General features: G+C 33.7%; 15 protein-coding genes. 14 read left to right on the forward strand and 1 reads right to left on the reverse strand.

The window, feature by feature from the left end:
* Positions 1–70: 70 nt before the first annotated feature.
* The 7 genes from secA (at position 71) to msrA (ending at position 12,041) form a co-directional block, all read left to right on the forward strand.
* Positions 71–3,145, forward strand: a complete 3,075-nt coding sequence (gene secA / locus OEW74_RS00490) for a preprotein translocase subunit SecA (protein WP_265426616.1) — start codon at positions 71–73, stop codon at positions 3,143–3,145.
* A gap of 157 nt (positions 3,146–3,302) precedes the next feature.
* Complete coding sequence (locus tag OEW74_RS00495; RefSeq protein WP_265426617.1) at positions 3,303–5,456, forward strand: TonB-dependent siderophore receptor; 2,154 nt, start codon at positions 3,303–3,305, stop codon at positions 5,454–5,456.
* Between the two features lie 47 nt (positions 5,457–5,503).
* Positions 5,504–6,709: a PepSY-associated TM helix domain-containing protein gene (locus tag OEW74_RS00500; protein ID WP_265426618.1), complete on the forward strand. Its 1,206-nt coding sequence runs from the start codon at positions 5,504–5,506 to the stop codon at positions 6,707–6,709.
* Positions 6,706–8,823: a TonB-dependent receptor gene (locus tag OEW74_RS00505; RefSeq protein ID WP_265426619.1), complete on the forward strand. Its 2,118-nt coding sequence runs from the start codon at positions 6,706–6,708 to the stop codon at positions 8,821–8,823. The genes OEW74_RS00500 and OEW74_RS00505 overlap by 4 nt, the downstream gene beginning before the upstream one ends.
* Positions 8,824–8,867: 44 nt before the next feature.
* Positions 8,868–10,076 carry a PepSY-associated TM helix domain-containing protein gene (locus OEW74_RS00510; protein ID WP_265426620.1) on the forward strand — a complete coding sequence of 403 codons (1,209 nt, stop codon included), beginning with the start codon at positions 8,868–8,870 and terminating at the stop codon, positions 10,074–10,076.
* Positions 10,077–10,157: 81 nt separating this feature from the next.
* Positions 10,158–11,123 carry an ROK family protein gene (locus OEW74_RS00515; protein ID WP_265426621.1) on the forward strand — a complete coding sequence of 322 codons (966 nt, stop codon included), beginning with the start codon at positions 10,158–10,160 and terminating at the stop codon, positions 11,121–11,123.
* A gap of 357 nt (positions 11,124–11,480) precedes the next feature.
* Positions 11,481–12,041 carry a peptide-methionine (S)-S-oxide reductase MsrA gene (gene msrA / locus OEW74_RS00520; protein WP_102978990.1) on the forward strand — a complete coding sequence of 187 codons (561 nt, stop codon included), beginning with the start codon at positions 11,481–11,483 and terminating at the stop codon, positions 12,039–12,041.
* 31 nt (positions 12,042–12,072) lie between these two features.
* Here the strand turns inward: msrA and OEW74_RS00525 are convergent, their stop codons facing one another.
* Positions 12,073–12,903, reverse strand: a complete 831-nt coding sequence (locus OEW74_RS00525; RefSeq protein ID WP_265426623.1) for a hypothetical protein — start codon at positions 12,901–12,903, stop codon at positions 12,073–12,075.
* Positions 12,904–13,269: 366 nt separating this feature from the next.
* Between OEW74_RS00525 and OEW74_RS00530 the strand changes: the two genes are divergently transcribed.
* From OEW74_RS00530 to OEW74_RS00560, 7 genes are all read left to right on the forward strand, one after another.
* Positions 13,270–13,476, forward strand: coding sequence for a hypothetical protein (locus OEW74_RS00530; RefSeq protein ID WP_265426624.1), 207 nt, complete (start codon positions 13,270–13,272; stop codon positions 13,474–13,476).
* A gap of 64 nt (positions 13,477–13,540) precedes the next feature.
* Positions 13,541–15,205: a tetratricopeptide repeat-containing sensor histidine kinase gene (locus tag OEW74_RS00535; protein WP_265426625.1), complete on the forward strand. Its 1,665-nt coding sequence runs from the start codon at positions 13,541–13,543 to the stop codon at positions 15,203–15,205.
* On the forward strand, positions 15,198–15,860 hold the full coding sequence (locus OEW74_RS00540) for a response regulator (RefSeq protein ID WP_265426626.1): 663 nt from the start codon (positions 15,198–15,200) through the stop codon (positions 15,858–15,860). Before OEW74_RS00535 ends, OEW74_RS00540 begins: the two co-directional genes overlap by 8 nt.
* Positions 15,861–15,983: 123 nt before the next feature.
* Entirely contained in the window at positions 15,984–16,316 is a 333-nt protein-coding gene (locus OEW74_RS00545; RefSeq protein WP_265426627.1) for a YegP family protein, read from the forward strand.
* Between the two features lie 10 nt (positions 16,317–16,326).
* Positions 16,327–17,397: a type I restriction endonuclease gene (locus tag OEW74_RS00550; protein WP_265426628.1), complete on the forward strand. Its 1,071-nt coding sequence runs from the start codon at positions 16,327–16,329 to the stop codon at positions 17,395–17,397.
* 18 nt (positions 17,398–17,415) lie between these two features.
* A complete protein-coding gene (locus tag OEW74_RS00555) occupies positions 17,416–17,697 on the forward strand; it encodes a hypothetical protein (protein ID WP_265426629.1) in 282 nt (93 codons plus the stop codon).
* Between the two features lie 15 nt (positions 17,698–17,712).
* Complete coding sequence (locus OEW74_RS00560) at positions 17,713–18,327, forward strand: hypothetical protein (RefSeq protein WP_265426630.1); 615 nt, start codon at positions 17,713–17,715, stop codon at positions 18,325–18,327.
* Positions 18,328–18,472: the final 145 nt, after the last annotated feature.

Consider the following 18,472-nt stretch of genomic DNA (forward strand, 5'->3'; position numbering starts at 1 on the left):
TATAATACACACCAAAGCGTGTAATTTTAATATGCTTAAAGCAATAAGCTTTGAGCTTAAATCAAATTCTATGAGTTTTTTAAATAAAGTTCTTAAAGGGTTTTTGGGAGACAAAAAAGCGCAGGACCTAAAGGAAGTAAAAAAAGTTGTAACAAAAATCAAAGCTGTTGAGCCAAACATCGGAGAATTATCTGATGATGGCTTGAGAGAGAAAACTGCCGAGTTTAAATCTAAAATAAAAGAAGCGACAGCAAGTATCACAGCGCAGATAGAACAAATTAAAGAGCAGATAAAAAACTCTACCAATGTTGATGAGAAAGAAGCACTTTTTTCTAAAATAGAAGCTTTGAAAAAAGATTCTTACGAAATTGAAGAAAAAGTACTTTTACAGGTTCTTCCTGAAGCTTTCGCCTTGATTAAAGAAACATCAAGAAGATGGGCTCAGAACGGAGAAATTCGTGTAACCGCAACAGATTGGGACAGAGAATTGGCCGCTGCCGGAAAAGATTTTGTTGAGATTCAGGGAAATCAGGCAGTTTGGAAAAACTCATGGAATGCAGCTGGAACACCTGTTGTTTGGGACATGGTACACTATGATGTACAATTCATCGGAGGTGTAATTCTTCACAGCGGAAAAATCGCTGAGATGGCAACCGGTGAAGGTAAAACTTTGGTGGGAACGCTTCCAATTTACTTAAATGCACTTCCTGAAAGAGGAGTTCACGTTGTAACCGTGAATGATTATCTTGCAAAAAGAGACTCGGCTTGGATGGGACCATTGTACCAATTCCACGGAATGTCTATCGACTGTATCGATAATCACCAACCGAACTCAGACGGAAGAAGAAAAGCATATAACTCAGATATTACTTACGGAACCAATAACGAATTTGGTTTCGATTACCTGAGAGACAACATGGTGACTTCACCTACAGAACTGGTACAGAGAGAACTAAACTTCGCAATCGTGGATGAGGTTGACTCGGTATTGGTAGATGATGCAAGAACACCATTGATTATTTCTGGTCCGGTTCCTCAAGGAGACAGACAAGAATTTGATCTTTTAAAACCTTCTATCGACAGAATCGTTGAAGTACAGAAAAAAACTGTTTCTGCAATTTTTAATGAAGCTAAAAAATTAATCGCTGCAGGAAATACTAAAGAAGGAGGATTCAAATTACTTCAGGCTTACAGAGGTCTTCCTAAAAACAGACAATTAATTAAATTCTTATCGGAAAGCGGAAACCGTGCATTGCTTCAAAAAACTGAAGCGCAATATATGCAGGATAACAACCGTGACATGCCGATTGTAGATAAAGATTTATACTTCGTCATTGAGGAAAAAAACAATCAGGTTGATTTGACAGACAAAGGTGTTGAATACATGTCTCAAGGAAATTCTGATGCCAACTTTTTCGTTCTTCCGGATATCGGAACTGAAATCGCTGAAGTAGAAGCTAAAAATTTATCTAAAGAAGAAGAATTTGAAGCTAAAGAAAAGCTTTTCAGTGATTTTGCTGAAAAATCTGAGCGAGTTCACACAATGAGTCAATTATTGAAAGCCTATACATTATTCGAAAAAGATGATGAATATGTGGTAATTGACGGAGAAGTAAAAATCGTTGACGAGCAGACCGGTCGTATTATGGAAGGAAGACGTTATTCAGACGGTCTTCACCAAGCGATTGAAGCTAAAGAAAGTGTAAAAATCGAAGCAGCTACTCAGACTTTTGCAACGGTTACCCTTCAGAACTATTTCCGTATGTACAACAAACTTGCGGGGATGACAGGTACGGCAGAAACTGAAGCTGGAGAACTTTGGCAGATTTATAAATTAGACGTGGTGGTAATTCCTACTAACCGTCCGATCCAGAGACACGACAAACAAGATTTGGTTTTCAAAACCAACAGAGAAAAATATAATGCAGTAATTGAAGAAATTGAAAACCTTACTTCAGCTGGAAGACCGGTATTGGTAGGTACAACTTCTGTTGAAATTTCACAATTACTTTCAAAAGCACTTCAGCTTAGAAAAATTCAACACCAGGTGTTGAATGCGAAACTTCACAAAAAAGAAGCAGAAATCGTTGCCGGAGCTGGTCAGCCAGGAGTTGTAACAATTGCAACCAACATGGCAGGTCGTGGTACCGACATTAAGCTTTCTAAAGAAGTAAAAGAAGCGGGTGGTTTAGCAATTATCGGAACAGAAAGACACGATTCTAGACGTGTTGACAGACAGTTGAGAGGTAGAGCAGGAAGACAAGGAGATCCGGGAAGTTCGCAATTCTATGTTTCCTTGGAAGACAACTTGATGCGTTTGTTCGGTTCTGAGAGAATCGCTAAAATGATGGACAGAATGGGTCATAAAGAAGGTGAAGTAATTCAGCATTCTATGATCAGTAAATCTATCGAAAGAGCTCAGAAAAAGGTAGAAGAAAACAACTTCGGAACAAGAAAGAGACTTTTGGAGTATGATGACGTAATGAATAAGCAACGTGATGTAATCTACAAAAGAAGAAAGAACGCTCTATTCGGAGATCACCTGAAGTATGACATTACAAATATGATCTTTGATGTTTCAAACTCTATTGTAAGCAAAGCTAAAGCAACTGGAAACTACAAAGATTTTGAATTTGAAGTGATTAAAAACTTCACTATGGAATCTCCGGTTTCTGAAAATGATTTTAAATCAAAACAAATTCCAGAACTTACCAATATTCTATTCAAAGCAGCTCAGGATGATTATAATATGAAACTGAACTTACTGAAAGAAAAATCGTTCCCGATCATTGAGAATGTATATCAAAACCAAGGTTCGATGTTTAAAATGATTCAGGTTCCTTTCACTGACGGTGTAAAAACTTTAACCATCGTTACAGATCTTAAAGAGGCTCACGATACAAATTGCGACAGCTTAATTAATGATTTTGAAAAGAATATCACTTTATCAATCATTGATGAAAACTGGAAACTTCACCTTCGTGAAATGGATGATTTGAGAAGATCTTCTCAAGGAGCTGTTTACGAACAGAAAGATCCTTTGGTAATTTACAAGCAAGAATCTTTCCACCTTTTCAGTGAAATGGTAGACAAGATGAACAAAGAAATTATTTCATTCTTATACAGAGGAGAAATTCCCGCATAAGAGATAAATTATAGATTTCACAAAAACCCGCCTCATTTGAAGCGGGTTTTTGCTATTTATAGAGCAATACTTATTAAATAAATATGACAAATATCAATCGAGTAATTTATTTAGAATAATTAAAAAGAATATATTTGCAAAAAAAATTAGGTATTACATGAATAAATTATTGATCTCTGCTTCGTTATTGGCAACTGTATTTGCTTTTGCTCAAGAGAAAAAGGATTCTACAAATTCTAAAAATATAGAAGAAGTTATCATCAATAAGATGGTGAAAAAGCTCGATACCGAGTCATCCAACAAAATGCCGGTAAAGTTTATTGAAAATCCACAAGTTTATTCTTCTATCGATAAAGGAATTTTGGAGAATCAGAATATTTTTACTGTAGACGATGCGTACAGAAATGTAACTGGTTTACAAAAAATGTGGAATCCAACAGGAAGAGCCGGAGACGGTGGTTCATTTTTCGTTTTGAGGGGATTCCCTTCTCAGGCTTCTACAAGAAATGGTGTGGTTGCTCCGGTTACTTCTACCATTGATGCCATTAATGTTGAAACTTTAGAGTTTTTGAAGGGACCAGTAGGAACACTTTATGGAAGTAATGTAGCTTCTTACGGTGGTCTTATTAACAGAGTTACAAAAAAACCTCAGCAAGATTTCTTTGGCGCAGTATCAGCTTCTGCAGGAACTTATAATACTTACAGAGCAACTGCCGATATTAATGCTCCGATTACAAAAGATTTATTTTTCCGTGTAAATACAGCTTATACAAATGAAGGAAACTTCACAAAAACTGACGCTAAAAACCAATATACAACATTCGCTCCTAGTTTGACATGGAATGTTTCCGATAAACTTCAGTTGAATGTAGACTATGAATTATTCAGAAACCGGGTAACGGCAAATCCTTATTTCTTCTATCTTTCACCAAAAACTCTAAACCAAATTGATAATATGAAAGATTTGGAAAGAGTAGCAGGTTTAGACTATAAAGAATCTTACACAGGAAATGATTTGTATATGACGGCAAGAAATTCTAATGTTTTCGGAAACGTGAAATGGAAAATCAACGATAATATCACGTCAAATACTTACATTAATAATTCCGATTCTTACTCAGACGGTTACAATCCATATTTTTCAATTGGTTATGATAATGCATCTTCTTCATATTTAGTTACAAGAGCAGACCAATCTACAAACGGTAGTAAAAAATCTTGGTTCCAGATCCAACAAAACTTCAACTTTAATTATGATTTTTCAAACGGAATGAAAAACAAAACGGTTGCTGGTTTTGATTATATGAGAACAACGGAAAGATTACGTTATAAATATTTGAATTCTAACTTTGATACTGTTGCAGTTTCAGGAGCAGATTATTCAGGAATGAATGCCTCTGCTTTGTCTGCACTGTATGCAGATCCAAATAAATTTTCAACTTGGGATTATATAAGAGATTTAAATACATATTCAGGATATATTTCCAATTTATTTACTCCTATTGCCAAGTTGCACATTATGGCAGGACTTCGTTATGAAAATAATGATTATTTGGGTGGAACGTCTGGAACAAATGTTGAAAAAGCATACAACCAATCTGCATTTTCACCAAAAGCCGGAATTGTTTACGAAATTGTAAAAGAAAAATTCTCGGTTTTTGGAAATTACCAAAACTCATTCAAGTCTAACGGTTATTATACTTCTGATACAGCAGGAAATACAACTTTATCAGACCCTGAAAGAGGAAATCAGTTCGAAGGAGGGTTCAAAGCTAGTTTATTTAAAAACAGATTCAATGCAACGGTTTCTTATTATAACATCCAAGTGAAAAACCAATTGCTTTACACAGGAGAATATGCTCCGAATTTTGCTTCGGTACAAAAACAAGCCGCTTCTACACTTAGCAAAGGTTTTGAATTAGAAGTTAACGCATATCTTGTAAAAGGATTCTCATTAGTCGGAGGTTTAGCGTATAATGATACTGTTGATGAATCTACCAACACAAGACCAACAACAGCAGGTTCTTTTTGGAATGCTAATTTCAACTTAGCTTATCAATTTGTTGATGGAAAAGTTAAAGGTCTAGGTTTTGGCTTTGGTGGAAATTACGCAAGTGATAATAATGTAACCGGAGATTTTATTTTACCAAAATACTTCGTTTTGAACACCAATGCATTTTACGATGCTAAAAAATTTAGAATCGGGATTAAATTAGACAACTTTACGAATGAACATTATTGGACAGGATATTCTACTGCCAACCCACAAATGTTGGCAAATTTCTTAGGAACAATCGCTTACAAGTTTTAATCTAAAATAAATCAAAAGCTAGCCCTCAAAAGGGTTAGCTTTTTACTATGAAAAAAAAGCATCATCATAAAAAGAAACCGAGTGTCTATAAAAAATGGGCAGGTAAACTGCACCTTTGGTTTGGTTTATCAGTAGGACTCATTATTTTTATTGTTTCTTTATCGGGAACGATGTATGTTTTTAAAGATGAAATTCAGAATCAGCTTAGAAAAGAAGCCATTTATGTAAAAGCTGAAACGGTTACACAAAAACCTTTATCTATTGAAGTTTTAAAAGAAAAAATCACTTTAGAACTCAATGAAAAATATCCGGTAAGTTCAGTTGAAATTCCTTTAGATAAAAGTAAATCTTACAAATTTCTTTTTTATGAAAAAGACAAAAAGGCGTGGAATTATTTTGATGAAGTAAAGATCAACAAACTTATTTATGTTAATCAGTACAATGGTAATATTTTAGGAATTTATAACGAAAAGTACGACCTCTTCCCTATTCTGAAATCTATCCATTGGAGCTTGCTTTTAAAATCAGACTGGGGAAAATATGTGGTCGGAATTCCGGTTGTTCTGTTTGTCATTATGCTCATTACAGGAATTATTCTTTGGTGGCCAAAAAACAAAAAAATGCGGAAAGGTCGTTTTTCATTCGATTGGAAAAACGTAAAAACCTGGAAAAGAAAAAACTATGACCTTCACAATGTTTTAGGATTTTATGCTTCGTTCATTGCTTTATTATTAAGTCTTTCAGGATTATATTTTGCTTATCCATGGGTGAAAAATTCATTTAATTTTGCATTATCCGGTTCATTAGAACTTCCAAAAGAAAAGACAATCAAATCACCAGATTCGCTTTTAGCGAAAAACAAGTCGGTTTTTGATCTTACCATTCTTCAAACTCAAAAAATATATTCAAAATCATCAAGCTTCCGAATTCCATTGAACGGAAAAAACAAAAAAGGAAAAGAACTTGAAAATATTCCCGTTATCACATATGGTAAAGACGGCAGATATAGTGAAAGAAATCAGCTCTTCTACGATAAATATTCGGGAAAACTATTATCAAATAAACCTCATCAGAAATTAACAAACGCTGAAAAATATGCCAATGCCAATTATGACGTACATGTTGGGTCATACTTTGGGATTTTCGGCAAAATCTTATGGTTTGTAACAGGATTGGTTTGTACTTCATTACCGGTAACCGGTTTTTTGGTATGGTGGGGAAAACGTAAAAAACAAGGAAAGAAAACATTATGAAAAAGGCTCTTTTATCAGTAGCTTGCCTTAGCACAATTGCTGTTTTTGCACAGGAAAAAGACAGTTTAAAAGTAAAAAATTTAGATGAAGTGGTACTTACAGCTTCCCGAAAAAAGGAAAGCATCAAAGAAATACCAAGTTCTATTACGATTGTTAGCGAAAAACAAATTCAATCGCAGCTAACGGTTAATTCAGACATTTCTAATATCCTTCAATATACCGTACCGAGTTTAGGACCAAGTTCGGGGCAGACTTCAAACTCAGGGCAAACTTTAAGAGGCCGACAGGTTTTAGTGCTTATCGACGGGATTCCACAGTCTACTCCATTAAGAAACGGCGCAAGAGACATCAGATCGATCGACCCTTCGGCAATAGAAAGAGTGGAAGTCATAAAAGGAGCTTCATCAATCTACGGAAACGGCGCAGATGGAGGTATCATCAATTATATTACTAAAAGAAACAAAACAGATAAAAAAATATCAGGTATTTCTCAGGTAGGTATTACAGGGCAACCTTATGGCGGAACTTTAGGTTTCAGAGCCAGTCAGCTTTTATCGGGTAAAATAAAAAAGTTCGATTATGTTGCTTCCTTAGCTTATGAAAGAACCGGTGATGCAAAAGACGGCGATGGTGTATTGTTAAGTCCAACTTACAGCACCGCACAAATGAACAATTACAACGGATTGTTGAAGCTGGGTTATGATATTAATGATGACCAGAGAATCGAGGTTTCTTACATGGGTTATGCATCAAAATCTGATTTAAATTTAGGTATAAAAACAGGAAAATACGGCGTTACTCCTACCATTGGTGAAGGTGAAGGCAAAAGTCTGGAAACAACTCCCCAAGGAACTCCACGTAACCATAACTACAGAATAAACTACGACAACAAAAATCTTTTCTGGGGTTCTACTGCATTGAATGTTAATGCCTATATGCAGGATTTCAGAACAGTTTACGGATATAGCGACACATTTTTAGGAGGCGGACAATCGAATATTATTTCTAAAAAAATGGGAGCCAGAATCAATTTTGATACCCAGCTTTGGTCTGCCAACAATTCTCAGGCAGAAGTAATCTACGGTCTAGATTTACTTAATGATAAAACCGTACAAAAACTTGAAGACGGAAGATACTGGACTCCGGATATGGATATGATCAACACTGCTCCTTTCCTTTTACTTAAAATTGATCTACTGAAAAAATTAACGATAAAAGGAGGTTTGAGATACGAAAATATGACCGTAAATGTGGGTGATTTCAACACACTTTCTTCAGTAAAAAGCGACGGAACCTTCACTCAAAGTATTTTTGTGACTGGTGGAGATTTAAAATACAACGCTTTGGTAGGGAATATTGGTCTTCGTTATAATATCAATAATCAGATCAATCTTTTCGGAAGTTTCTCTCAGTCGTATTCTATTAACGAGATCGGAAGAATTTTAAGAACTTCCACGCAAAGCAACTTGGCTCAAATAGAAGCCAAACCAATTATCGTCAACAATTATGAATTGGGTGCAACCGGACAGATTTCCAATTGGCTAAACTATGAAGTAACATCTTATGTAAGTACTTCAAAACTGGGAGCTTCTTTTGTACAAGGTCCAGACAGAGCGTTTACTATTCAAAGATCTCCGGAAGTAGTGTACGGTGTTGAAGGTTTCTTACATTTCACACCTGCAAAATGGATTAATTTCGGTGGAAGCTACAGTTGGTTAGAAGGAATCACCTCGCTTAAAGACGATGGAGATTACTCGGCAAAAGTAAACAACAGCAGAATTTCTGCACCAAAAATCTTGGCTTACGTTCAGGTAAAACCTACAGAATCGCTTTCTTTAGGTCTTGATATGCTTCATTCTTTCGAGCAAGACAGATTCAGCCCTAACTCAAAAACAGGTTTGTATGCTTATGGTGAAGGAAGAGTTCCGGAATACACTATTTTTAATTTTAAATCAAATTACGAAATCAACCAAAACTGGAAGCTTTCTTTAGGTATAGAAAACCTCTTCAACACGACTTATCAACCTGCAATTGCATGGTGGAACGCCAGAGATTCTGAATTTGTAAATGCTTTGGGAATGAGAGGAACCTTCATGATCGAATATAGATTTTAATTAATCTAAATAAACTTATTTATATTTGCACATTGCAATTTTCTATGAAGAAAAAACATCACCATAAAAAGAAACCAAGTCTTTTCAAAAAATGGACAGGCAAACTACACTTGTGGTTTGGTCTGTCCATCGGTTTAATCATATTTATCGTTTCAATCACCGGAACTTTGTTTGTATTCAAAGACGAGGTTGAGAATTTTACCCGTAAAGATGTTATCTATCACAACGAGCAAAACATCGCTCAAAAGCAGATTCTGCCGATCCGTGTTTTAGAAAAAATGGTAGATGAGCAGGTGAAAGAAAAATACAAAATCCATTGGGTGAATGTTCCTATCGACAAAAAAATGTCTTACCAGTTCTGGTGGTATGAGCACAACACCGAAGCCTGGAATTATTTTGATGAATTTCCTATCTACAAATCTGCTTATGTAAACCCTTACACCGGAAAAGTTTTAAAGGTTTACGACGAAAAAATGGGCTTCTTTCAAATCGTAAAATCTATTCACTGGAGCTTTTTATTAAAACAGGACTGGGGAAAATATGTTGTCGGAATTCCGGTAATTATCTTCGTCATCATGCTGATTTCAGGAATTATTTTGTGGTGGCCAAAAAATAAAGCGGCAAGAAAACAACGTTTTTCATTCAAATGGAAAAATATCAAAAGCTGGAAAAGAAAGAATTATGACCTTCATAATGTCTTAGGGTTTTATGCTTCTATTTTTGCTTTGATATTTTCAATTACAGGTTTGTTTTATGCTTTCTTTGTAGTTCAGGCAATGATTTATTTCATTTTCTCGGGTGGAAGTACGGTTTATCCAGACTTCTCACACATCACAACCAAAGCACCAATAGAACTTAGAAACGAAACTACTTTAGATAAAGTTATTTCTACCACTCAGGCAAAATATCCAGACTCTTACGGCTTTGCAATTGATTTAGGACATCCTCACATGGATGATCATGAGCATCCTAATTTCTCAGTTTTTGTAAAGCATCTTTCTTATTCTTACCACAAAAACAGCAGTTTGATTTTTGATGAAAATTCGGGTGAACTTTTGCACACGTACAATCATGAAGATAAAAACTTTGGTGAAAAAACGGTTGCTGCCAATTATGATATTCACGTTGGATCTATTTTAGGATTGCCAACTAAGATTATTGCATTTATTGTCAGCTTAATTTGTGCATCACTTCCAGTAACCGGATTTTTAATATGGTGGGGAAGAAGAAAAAAGACTAAAAAAGCGGTCTGAGTTTTCAAATAAATCGGGTTTAATAACTATTAATACAATCTTTTTTATAAATTTATTGCCTCGAAATTATACAATAAGAAAATGTCAGTAGTAGATTTGTCAAAACAGGTTGCATTAGGTATCGATATCGGTGGAACCAATACGAAGTTTGGTCTTGTTAACCACAGAGGTCAGATTTTAACCAAAGGTTCTATACCAACCGATCAATACAGCACGCCTGAAGAATTTGTTGATGCTCTTCACGAGCAGATTCAGCCATTGATTGATGAGCATTGTGAAGGCGGAATTGAAGGTATCGGTGTAGGAGCTCCCAACGCAAACTATTACAGAGGAACAATAGAACTCGCTCCCAATCTTCCTTGGAGGGGGATCATCAATTTTGCAGATTTAATGAAGGCTAAATTCAATAGCCCTTGCAAAATGACCAATGATGCTAATGCGGCAGCTTTAGGTGAAATGATGTACGGTGCAGCAAGAGGCATGAAAGATTTTATCATGATTACTTTAGGAACCGGTGTAGGAAGCGGGATTGTTTCTGGCGGACATTTAATTTACGGTCACGACGGTTTTGCCGGAGAATTGGGTCACACTATCGTAAAACCAGGCGGTAGAAAACATTGGAGTACAGGTTCTGAAGGAAGCTTAGAAGCTTATGCTTCAGCAACAGGAATTGCCATCACTGCAAAAAAAATGAGAGCAGAGTTCCCGGATTCAATGTTAAATCAATTTCCTGAAGAAGCGATCAATTCTAAAACGGTACACGAATGTGCCTTAAAAGAAGATCCTGTAGCGATAGAAGTTTTCAGATATACAGGGCAGAAATTGGGTGAAGCTTTGGCAAATTTTGTAATGTTTTCTTCACCGGAAGCTATTTTATTATTCGGAGGAGTAATTAAAGCCGGAGATTTCATTTTAAAACCTGCAAAACTTCACATGGAAAGAAACCTTCTTCCTATTTTCAGAAATAAAGTAAGATTGGTTTTCAGCGAACTGGATGAGGCGGATGCTGCTATTCTTGGCGCAAGTGCTTTGGTTTGGGAAAAATAATCTGAATTAAATTTAAAATATTGAGCATCCTTTTGGGGTGCTTTTTTTGTTTTGGTTCCCACAGATTGCACTGATTTTCACAGATTTTTTTTTAATTATTCTGAAAATTTTTTTTAGCTACGAATGCACGAATGTTTTTTTATATCTAATTAAAATATTCGTGCATTCGTGGCAAGTAAATTTAGTAGTTTTTCTTGGCTTAAACCTTCTGATGATTTGTGAAATCTATTGTTATCATTTATTCTTAAAAGCTAAAATTTTATTTAAATGAGAAACTTTTTCATAATTTTGATTTCGTTTTTCAGGCTTATAAAAGTTTTAAAAAGAGAATATTTAAATAAAACAATCAATTTAAAAATGGATAAAAATAATTTTCAGCAGATCACTTTTGGTGGCGGATGTTTTTGGTGTGTAGAAAGCTGTTTTAATATATTGAAAGGAGTAGAATCTGCTATTTCAGGTTATTCTGGTGGTCATAAAGATAATCCGACCTACGAGGAAGTTTGCACAGGAGAAACCGGTCATGCTGAAGTGGTTCAGATTACGTATGATCCTGCAATTATTTCTTATGAACAATTGATGGATGTATTTTTCTTCCTTCACGATCCTACTCAATTAAACAGACAGGGTAATGACATCGGAACTCAGTATCGTTCTGTCATTTATTATAAAGACGATGCTGAAAAAGCAAAAGCTGAAGAAGCCATCAAAACTTCACAAGAATCAGGAAGATGGTCTGGAACTTATGTAACAGAATTAACACCTTTTGAAAAATTCTGGCCCGCAGAACAATACCATCAAGGATATTATAACGAAAACCCGACACAGCCGTATTGCAGTGCAGTGGTAGGACCAAAAATTCAGAAATTTAAAAAACATTTTGGAGAATTGGGAATGCTGGAAACAGATTCACAGTAAAAATAGAAGCGGAGATTTTTCTTCGCTTTTTTTATTGCCCTTCTTCCTGAATTCCGCCGTATTTATCGATGATATACTCAGTCGCTTTTCTTAATTCTCTACCATTATTCGGGTCAACTCCATCATCTGTAAAAAAATCTACTTCTCCATTATATTTAGAATACCAAACCTTCCCAAAAGCATTATCTACCGTTAAAGTATCTTTCCGTTCAATTCTTTTAAAATATTCCATTTTTTCATAATCAAAAGGAATTCTATGATTGTAAACCGGATTTTTATCCTGACAATCTATCGGTTTATATTCACTTTTATCCCAATACATACAATTTGATCCCGATTGTAAAATTCCTGCAAAACCCTTTCCCGGAGTTTGGGTATTCGGTTTCTTCGAAAAAGCAATACTTCCTGTAGTCAGACATATTAAAAATGCAATTTCTATAATTCCCATTCCATTTTTCTTCATGAATTCGGGCATCTTGAAATTTTGCTCGTTCGTTATATTGATAATAATGTTGGATAATTTCTCAGTGAGAGATTCTTCATCATTATCAACACTTATTTTAACTGTTGTTTTATTGGTTTCATCATCTTTCTTAATAAAAGTCCTAGAGAAATCTGCAAAATCCTTACAGTCTAAATATTGACTTAGTTTATCAAGCTTTTCAGGTTCAATATCTCTTTCATAATGTCCCAATACATAATCTTCGTAATATCTTACAAAAGTTCTCTCTGAAATTGTAAAATTTAAATGTTCCTCGAAATACACCCATAAAAAAGATGCTAATCCGTTTTTTGAAGTCTTTCCTGAATCTTCCTTGGCTTTTTTAAATACCTCATTGATTAATAATTTTCTTTTGGACATAATTAGTTTTTAAAGGCATTACAAATTAAATGATTTTCAACCACATAACATTATGGTTTCCCGTAATATAAACATGTACGATGGATGTCCATCGATGTCCATACTTTGTCTAACACTTGCCTTCTTTTCTATCCCATCTTTGCCTCAGAAATCAGTGACAAACTAACAATTACAAAAATCTGATTTCTAAAATCACCTGATAAAACGGAAGAAAACTCCGGGTTGGGAAGCAGATGTTTCTCTTCCGTTTTTGAAGGTTTACTTCCCAAAAATTTAGAAGCGCTTCGAAATTTAACGTGTACAGCTCGAGATCAAAGTATCTGCGAGAGGAAGAAAAACAATTTCAACTTCAAAAATTTAAAGGAAATGATCCAATTAATATTAATGCTATTAGGTTTAGCATTCGGAAATAATAATGCAAATACAACAAACTGCAATAACAACGGAAGTACAGTAACTATTCAAAACGGTACAGGAACGGGATTTGATCCGGGAACAGGAACGGGTGAAGATGGAGATGGAGGAACAGGTGGAAATACAGGACAATTACCTCCACCTTTTACAAAACCATAAGTTATAAAAAGGGCAGATTTTAGTAATCTGTCCTTTTTTTCTTATTTTGCGGGAAACTATTAACATGAAAAATTTTTTAATCTTTATTTTATTAATTTCCCTATTTCATCACTGTAAAAAATACAGTACAGAAGATCCTGCTATTACATCAAATCCGAGTTTTGAAAAAGCAAAAAAACTCAAAAATATAAATATAGATTCGGCATTTTACTATTTTAATATCGCTAAAAATGATTTCCTTAATAAAAATGATTCCATAGGAGCTGCAAGATCTTTGGTAAATATGGCAATTATACAATCTGATACAGGTGATTTTTATGGTAGTATTGAAACTTCTTTAGAAGCCGATAAATACTTAAAAATCTCTCCAAAAAATGATTTTGTAAATAACCTTTATTCATCAAATTATAATAACCTAGCAATCTCTTCAAAGTCATTAAAAAATTATAATGATGCTGAAAAGTATTATCAAAAAGCGTTAGAAACAACTGATAAAGAAGAATACAAATCAGTTATTAATAATAATATAAGTGATGCTTTGATTCTTCAAAACAAAACTGAATCAGCAATAAAACTGCTGCAAAGACTTTTAAAAACAAAAGACAGTATCAACTATGCCCGAGTTTTGAATAATTTAGCAAAAGCTAAATTTTTAAGAAATACAAACTATAATGCAATTCCGGAATTAGAAGAAGCCTTGCGCATTAGAAAAGTCCAAAAAGATTCTTTAGGTCTAAATTCCAGCTTTGCAACCCTCGCCGACTTTTTTAAAAATAAAGATAAAACGCAGTCATTATTTTACGCAAAAAAAATGCTAGACAGGGCAGAAAAAAATGAAAGTCCCGATGATCAGCTTGAAGCATTACAAAAAATTATCAATTTAGATGAAAAGAACTATTCTAAATATTTTAATAGATTTCAAAAACTAAATGACAGCTTACAAACTGCAAGAAATAAAGCTAAAAATCAATTTGCAATTGTAAGGTATGATGTAGAACAGAAAAATGCTCAAAATCAAATTTTAAAAACTAAAACCTTTCAGCAAAATATCGGAATAGCTTTTTTAATATTAGCATTAGTAGTAGGTTTCTTCTGGAATGAAAAGAGAAAGAAAAATATTCGACGTGAAAAAGAACAGGAAAAACAACTTGAAGTAAAAAATACTGAACTTAAATACTCCAAAAAAGTACATGATGTTGTTGCAAACGGACTTTATCACCTGATGATTGAGATCGAAAACAATCCTGACATCAACAGAATTAAAATCTTAAACGACATGGAAAAAATGTACGAAGAATCACGAGATATTTCACATGACAGAATGTCTGAGGTTGATTTCCATGAACGATTCGGCAAGATGATTAATTCTTATCAAACTGATGACCAAAAAGTTATCCCTATAAAATATGTAGAAAAAATCTGGGAAAAGATTCCTCAAAATACACAGTCTGAATTATTCTATGCTATAAGGGAAATTTTGGTGAACATGAAAAAGCATAGTGATGCAACATTCGTTGCTTTAAAATTTGAAAAAGATGACAATACACTTCGTATCACTTATACAGACAATGGAAAAGGAATTAAAAATTTAGATACTCAAAGAGGTGCAGGAATAAGGAATACGGAAAACCGTATTGATACAATCGGAGGAGATATTATTTTTGAAGAAAATCCTAACGGAGGTTTAATTATTAAAATAACCATTCCAATACATTCAAAATATGTTTAAAAAAATCCTAATTGCCGAAGATCACGAAGTAAGAAATCTGGGTGTTGTAAATGCGCTTACAGAATTACAGATACATCATTTTGATTTTGTAAGTTACTGTGACGAAGCTTTAAATAAAATAAAAACCGCAGATGTAGAAAATAAACCTTATGATTTACTCATTACAGATCTTTCATTTGACAAGGATCATTTTCAACAAAATCTAAAGTCGGGACAAGAATTGATCCGTGAAGTGAGAAACATTCATCCCCAAATTAAGATAATCGCCTTTTCAATAGAAAATAAACCGAAAATCATAGATGATCTTTTCAAAATTTACTCTATTGATGGTTTTGTAAGCAAAGGAAGAAACGATGGAAAAGAACTTAGGAATACTATTAAAAAAGTTTTTAAAGGCGAAACAGTTATTCCACAGGAAATACTGAATTCCATCAGAAATACCCCACTTACAATTACAGAGAATGACGAATTGCTTTTAAATTTACTTGCAAAAGGCTTTACTCAAAGTGAAATTGAAGATCATTTTAAACAAAATAATATTACTCCCAACAGTAAAAGTTCTATCGAAAAAAGATTAAACGAACTTCGGGAAATTTTTAATGCAAAAAATAATATCAAATTAATTGTTATTTGTAAAGATCTCGGAATTATATAAATTTTATAAGCCATTAATGACCTCAACCTTTCAATTTTTTTTGAAAGGTTTTTTCTTTTACGGTTTTCCGTAAGGATTGGTTTTGAAAGGTTTATACTTTTGGAGTATTAAACAAAATCAATCATGGGAAAATTTACGATCAGCAAAAGAAAAAATGATGAATATCAATTTAATCTAAAAGCCGGAAACGGAGAAATTATTTTAACGAGCGAAGGTTACACTACAAAAGCAAATTGCCATAAAGGAATTGAATCTGTAAGAATCAATTCACAGGATGATGCAAGATATGACAGAAGAGTTGCTGTAAACGAAAAAGATTATTTCGTATTGAAAGCAAGAAACGGTGAAATCATTGGAAAAAGTCAGTATTACAGTTCAAAATCGAGCATGAAAATCGGAATTGCTTCTGTAAAAACCAATGCTCCAGTTGCCGAAATCGTTGATGAAACTCTTTAAAAATAGTATTATGGATCTTAAAATTAAACTTGAGCAATTGCACCAAAAAGTAGTTGGGTTAAAAGAGCAGATCACTACAGAAGAAGCTACCAAAAACGCTTTTGTAATGCCTTTTATACAGATTTTGGGTTATGATATTTTCAATCCTACGGAAGTCGTTCCGGAGCATGTTTGCGATATTGGAACCAAGAAAGGTGAAAAAGTAGATTACGTTATTAAAAACAATGACGAACCCATTTTTATTATCGAATGTAAACACTGGAAAGAAAGTGCAGATGCGCACAATTCTCAGCTTCACAGATATTATCATGTTTCAAAAACGAGATTTGGAGTTCTCACCAACGGAATTGTTTACAACTTCTACACAGATCTTGAAAAACCGAATATTATGGATGAAAAGCCTTTTTTCACCATCAATATTGAAGATATAAAAGACAGTTCGATTAAAATTCTGGAAAGTTTCACCAAAAAAGATTACAATCTTGAAAGTATTCTGGATTCTGCAGAAGCCTTAAAATACATCAAAGCCATCAGAAAAGAATTTGAAAAAGAAATTGAAAACCCTTCTGATGAATTGGTCAAACTATTAGTCAACCGTTTTTTTGAAAAGCCATTAACGGCAAACCGAATAATTTCGTTTAAAGAATATGCCAAAAAAGCGTTGACAACTTCTATTAACGAATCAATTAGTTTCAGACTAAAATCTGCATTGATCATTAATGAACAAATTGAAAAGCAGGATGATGATATAAAAACATCTCAATCCATCGACGAAAATAATGATTCTAAAATTGTAACCACAGAAGAAGAGATTGAAGGTTTTCAAATTGTGAAAGCTATTTTGAGAGAGAAAATTCCGTCTTCAAGGATTGCTTACAGAGATACATTATCCTATTTCGGGATTTTACTGGATGATAACAATCGAAAACCTCTTTGCAGACTACACTTTAATACCGCCAATAAATATCTGGAAACATTTCATAACGGAAAAGATGCCGGAGAAAAGATTTTACTGAACAATCTGGATGAAATATATAATTACAAAGATCAGCTTCATAAAACATTAGAAAATTACAACTAATATAAATTAACTAAAACCATGAAAAAACTACTATTTACAAGCCTTTTAGGTTTAGGATTATTATTACCTGCTAACTTTTTAGCCAATGAAAACTCAACTGCTAAAACCGAATTTTCAAACACAAAACCAAAAAAGAAAAGCAAAAAAAGTAAAAAGAAAAGAACGAAAACAGCGTCTACAAGCAAAGACTGTACTTATAACGGACATGTTTTGAATGTTGGACCAAGAGGCGGTTGCTACTATTACACAGGAAGCAGCAAACAATATGTAGACAGATCATATTGCTCAGGCTGTAATTAAAAAATAATAATAATTATGAAATTTAAAATTTTACTTTTATTGATTTTTTCCTTTTCTTTTTTGTCACAATTTGAGGCACAAAGAAGAACTACAAGCGTAAAAGGATATACAAGAAAGGATGGAACTTATGTAAGACCTCATACGAGAAGCTATAATTCTGGAAGAAGCTACTCATCGAGTGGATCGAATTATTCATCATCTTATCAATCAATCTCTGACAAGAATGATTCTGGATCTACAACATTTTCTGGCGATTATTTAACTTCTACATCAAGCTACAAAGGAGATAAAATAGAGAAATCAAGTCTAATATCTACACAAAATTCGGATTTAGAAACAGAAGATGGAAATATTATTTATTTATCTGTTTTGTATTATAAAGATAAAGTAATTGACATTTGCCCAATCTCAAAAAACATATTTAACAGTTGGACTTTTGACGAAATAAATCATTCTTTTAACAAAAACAACTTAAGTTCTGAGGATGCTTTAGATTTAGTTTCAAATTATGGATGGAGTATTAATAAAGAAAAAATCAGCAAAAGTTTCAGATTTGCAATGTATGATGACAAAGGACTTCCAAATTATTTAACCAAAAAAATGGAAGCAATAAAATTAAAGCAACCATAAAATATTCGATAATTTAGAAAAACTAAAAACACATTCCATATATTACTAAAAGGCGAATTTTACATTCGTCTTTTTTGTTGAATTGAAATCAAAAAGCAGAATTTTCCGTTTATAATCTTTTTCCTATTTTTGTGAAGTTCACTAC

Origin of the sequence: Chryseobacterium sp. YIM B08800, assembly GCF_026163565.1 — a bacterium.
Taxonomy (GTDB): domain Bacteria; phylum Bacteroidota; class Bacteroidia; order Flavobacteriales; family Weeksellaceae; genus Chryseobacterium.

Excerpts from the sequence above, each read along its gene's own strand:
- OEW74_RS00550 (WP_265426628.1), top strand. The coding sequence starts at position 16,327 with ATGGATCTTAAAATTAAACTTGAGCAATTGCACCAAAAAGTAGTTGGG.
- OEW74_RS00545 (WP_265426627.1), top strand. The coding sequence starts at position 15,984 with ATGGGAAAATTTACGATCAGCAAAAGAAAAAATGATGAATATCAATTT.
- secA (WP_265426616.1), top strand. The coding sequence starts at position 71 with ATGAGTTTTTTAAATAAAGTTCTTAAAGGGTTTTTGGGAGACAAAAAA.
- OEW74_RS00560 (WP_265426630.1), top strand. The coding sequence starts at position 17,713 with ATGAAATTTAAAATTTTACTTTTATTGATTTTTTCCTTTTCTTTTTTG.
- OEW74_RS00505 (WP_265426619.1), top strand. The coding sequence starts at position 6,706 with ATGAAAAAGGCTCTTTTATCAGTAGCTTGCCTTAGCACAATTGCTGTT.
- OEW74_RS00525 (WP_265426623.1), bottom strand. The coding sequence starts at position 12,903 with ATGTCCAAAAGAAAATTATTAATCAATGAGGTATTTAAAAAAGCCAAG.
- OEW74_RS00555 (WP_265426629.1), top strand. The coding sequence starts at position 17,416 with ATGAAAAAACTACTATTTACAAGCCTTTTAGGTTTAGGATTATTATTA.
- OEW74_RS00500 (WP_265426618.1), top strand. The coding sequence starts at position 5,504 with ATGAAAAAAAAGCATCATCATAAAAAGAAACCGAGTGTCTATAAAAAA.
- OEW74_RS00510 (WP_265426620.1), top strand. The coding sequence starts at position 8,868 with ATGAAGAAAAAACATCACCATAAAAAGAAACCAAGTCTTTTCAAAAAA.
- OEW74_RS00530 (WP_265426624.1), top strand. The coding sequence starts at position 13,270 with ATGATCCAATTAATATTAATGCTATTAGGTTTAGCATTCGGAAATAAT.
- msrA (WP_102978990.1), top strand. The coding sequence starts at position 11,481 with ATGGATAAAAATAATTTTCAGCAGATCACTTTTGGTGGCGGATGTTTT.
- OEW74_RS00540 (WP_265426626.1), top strand. The coding sequence starts at position 15,198 with ATGTTTAAAAAAATCCTAATTGCCGAAGATCACGAAGTAAGAAATCTG.
- OEW74_RS00495 (WP_265426617.1), top strand. The coding sequence starts at position 3,303 with ATGAATAAATTATTGATCTCTGCTTCGTTATTGGCAACTGTATTTGCT.
- OEW74_RS00515 (WP_265426621.1), top strand. The coding sequence starts at position 10,158 with ATGTCAGTAGTAGATTTGTCAAAACAGGTTGCATTAGGTATCGATATC.
- OEW74_RS00535 (WP_265426625.1), top strand. The coding sequence starts at position 13,541 with ATGAAAAATTTTTTAATCTTTATTTTATTAATTTCCCTATTTCATCAC.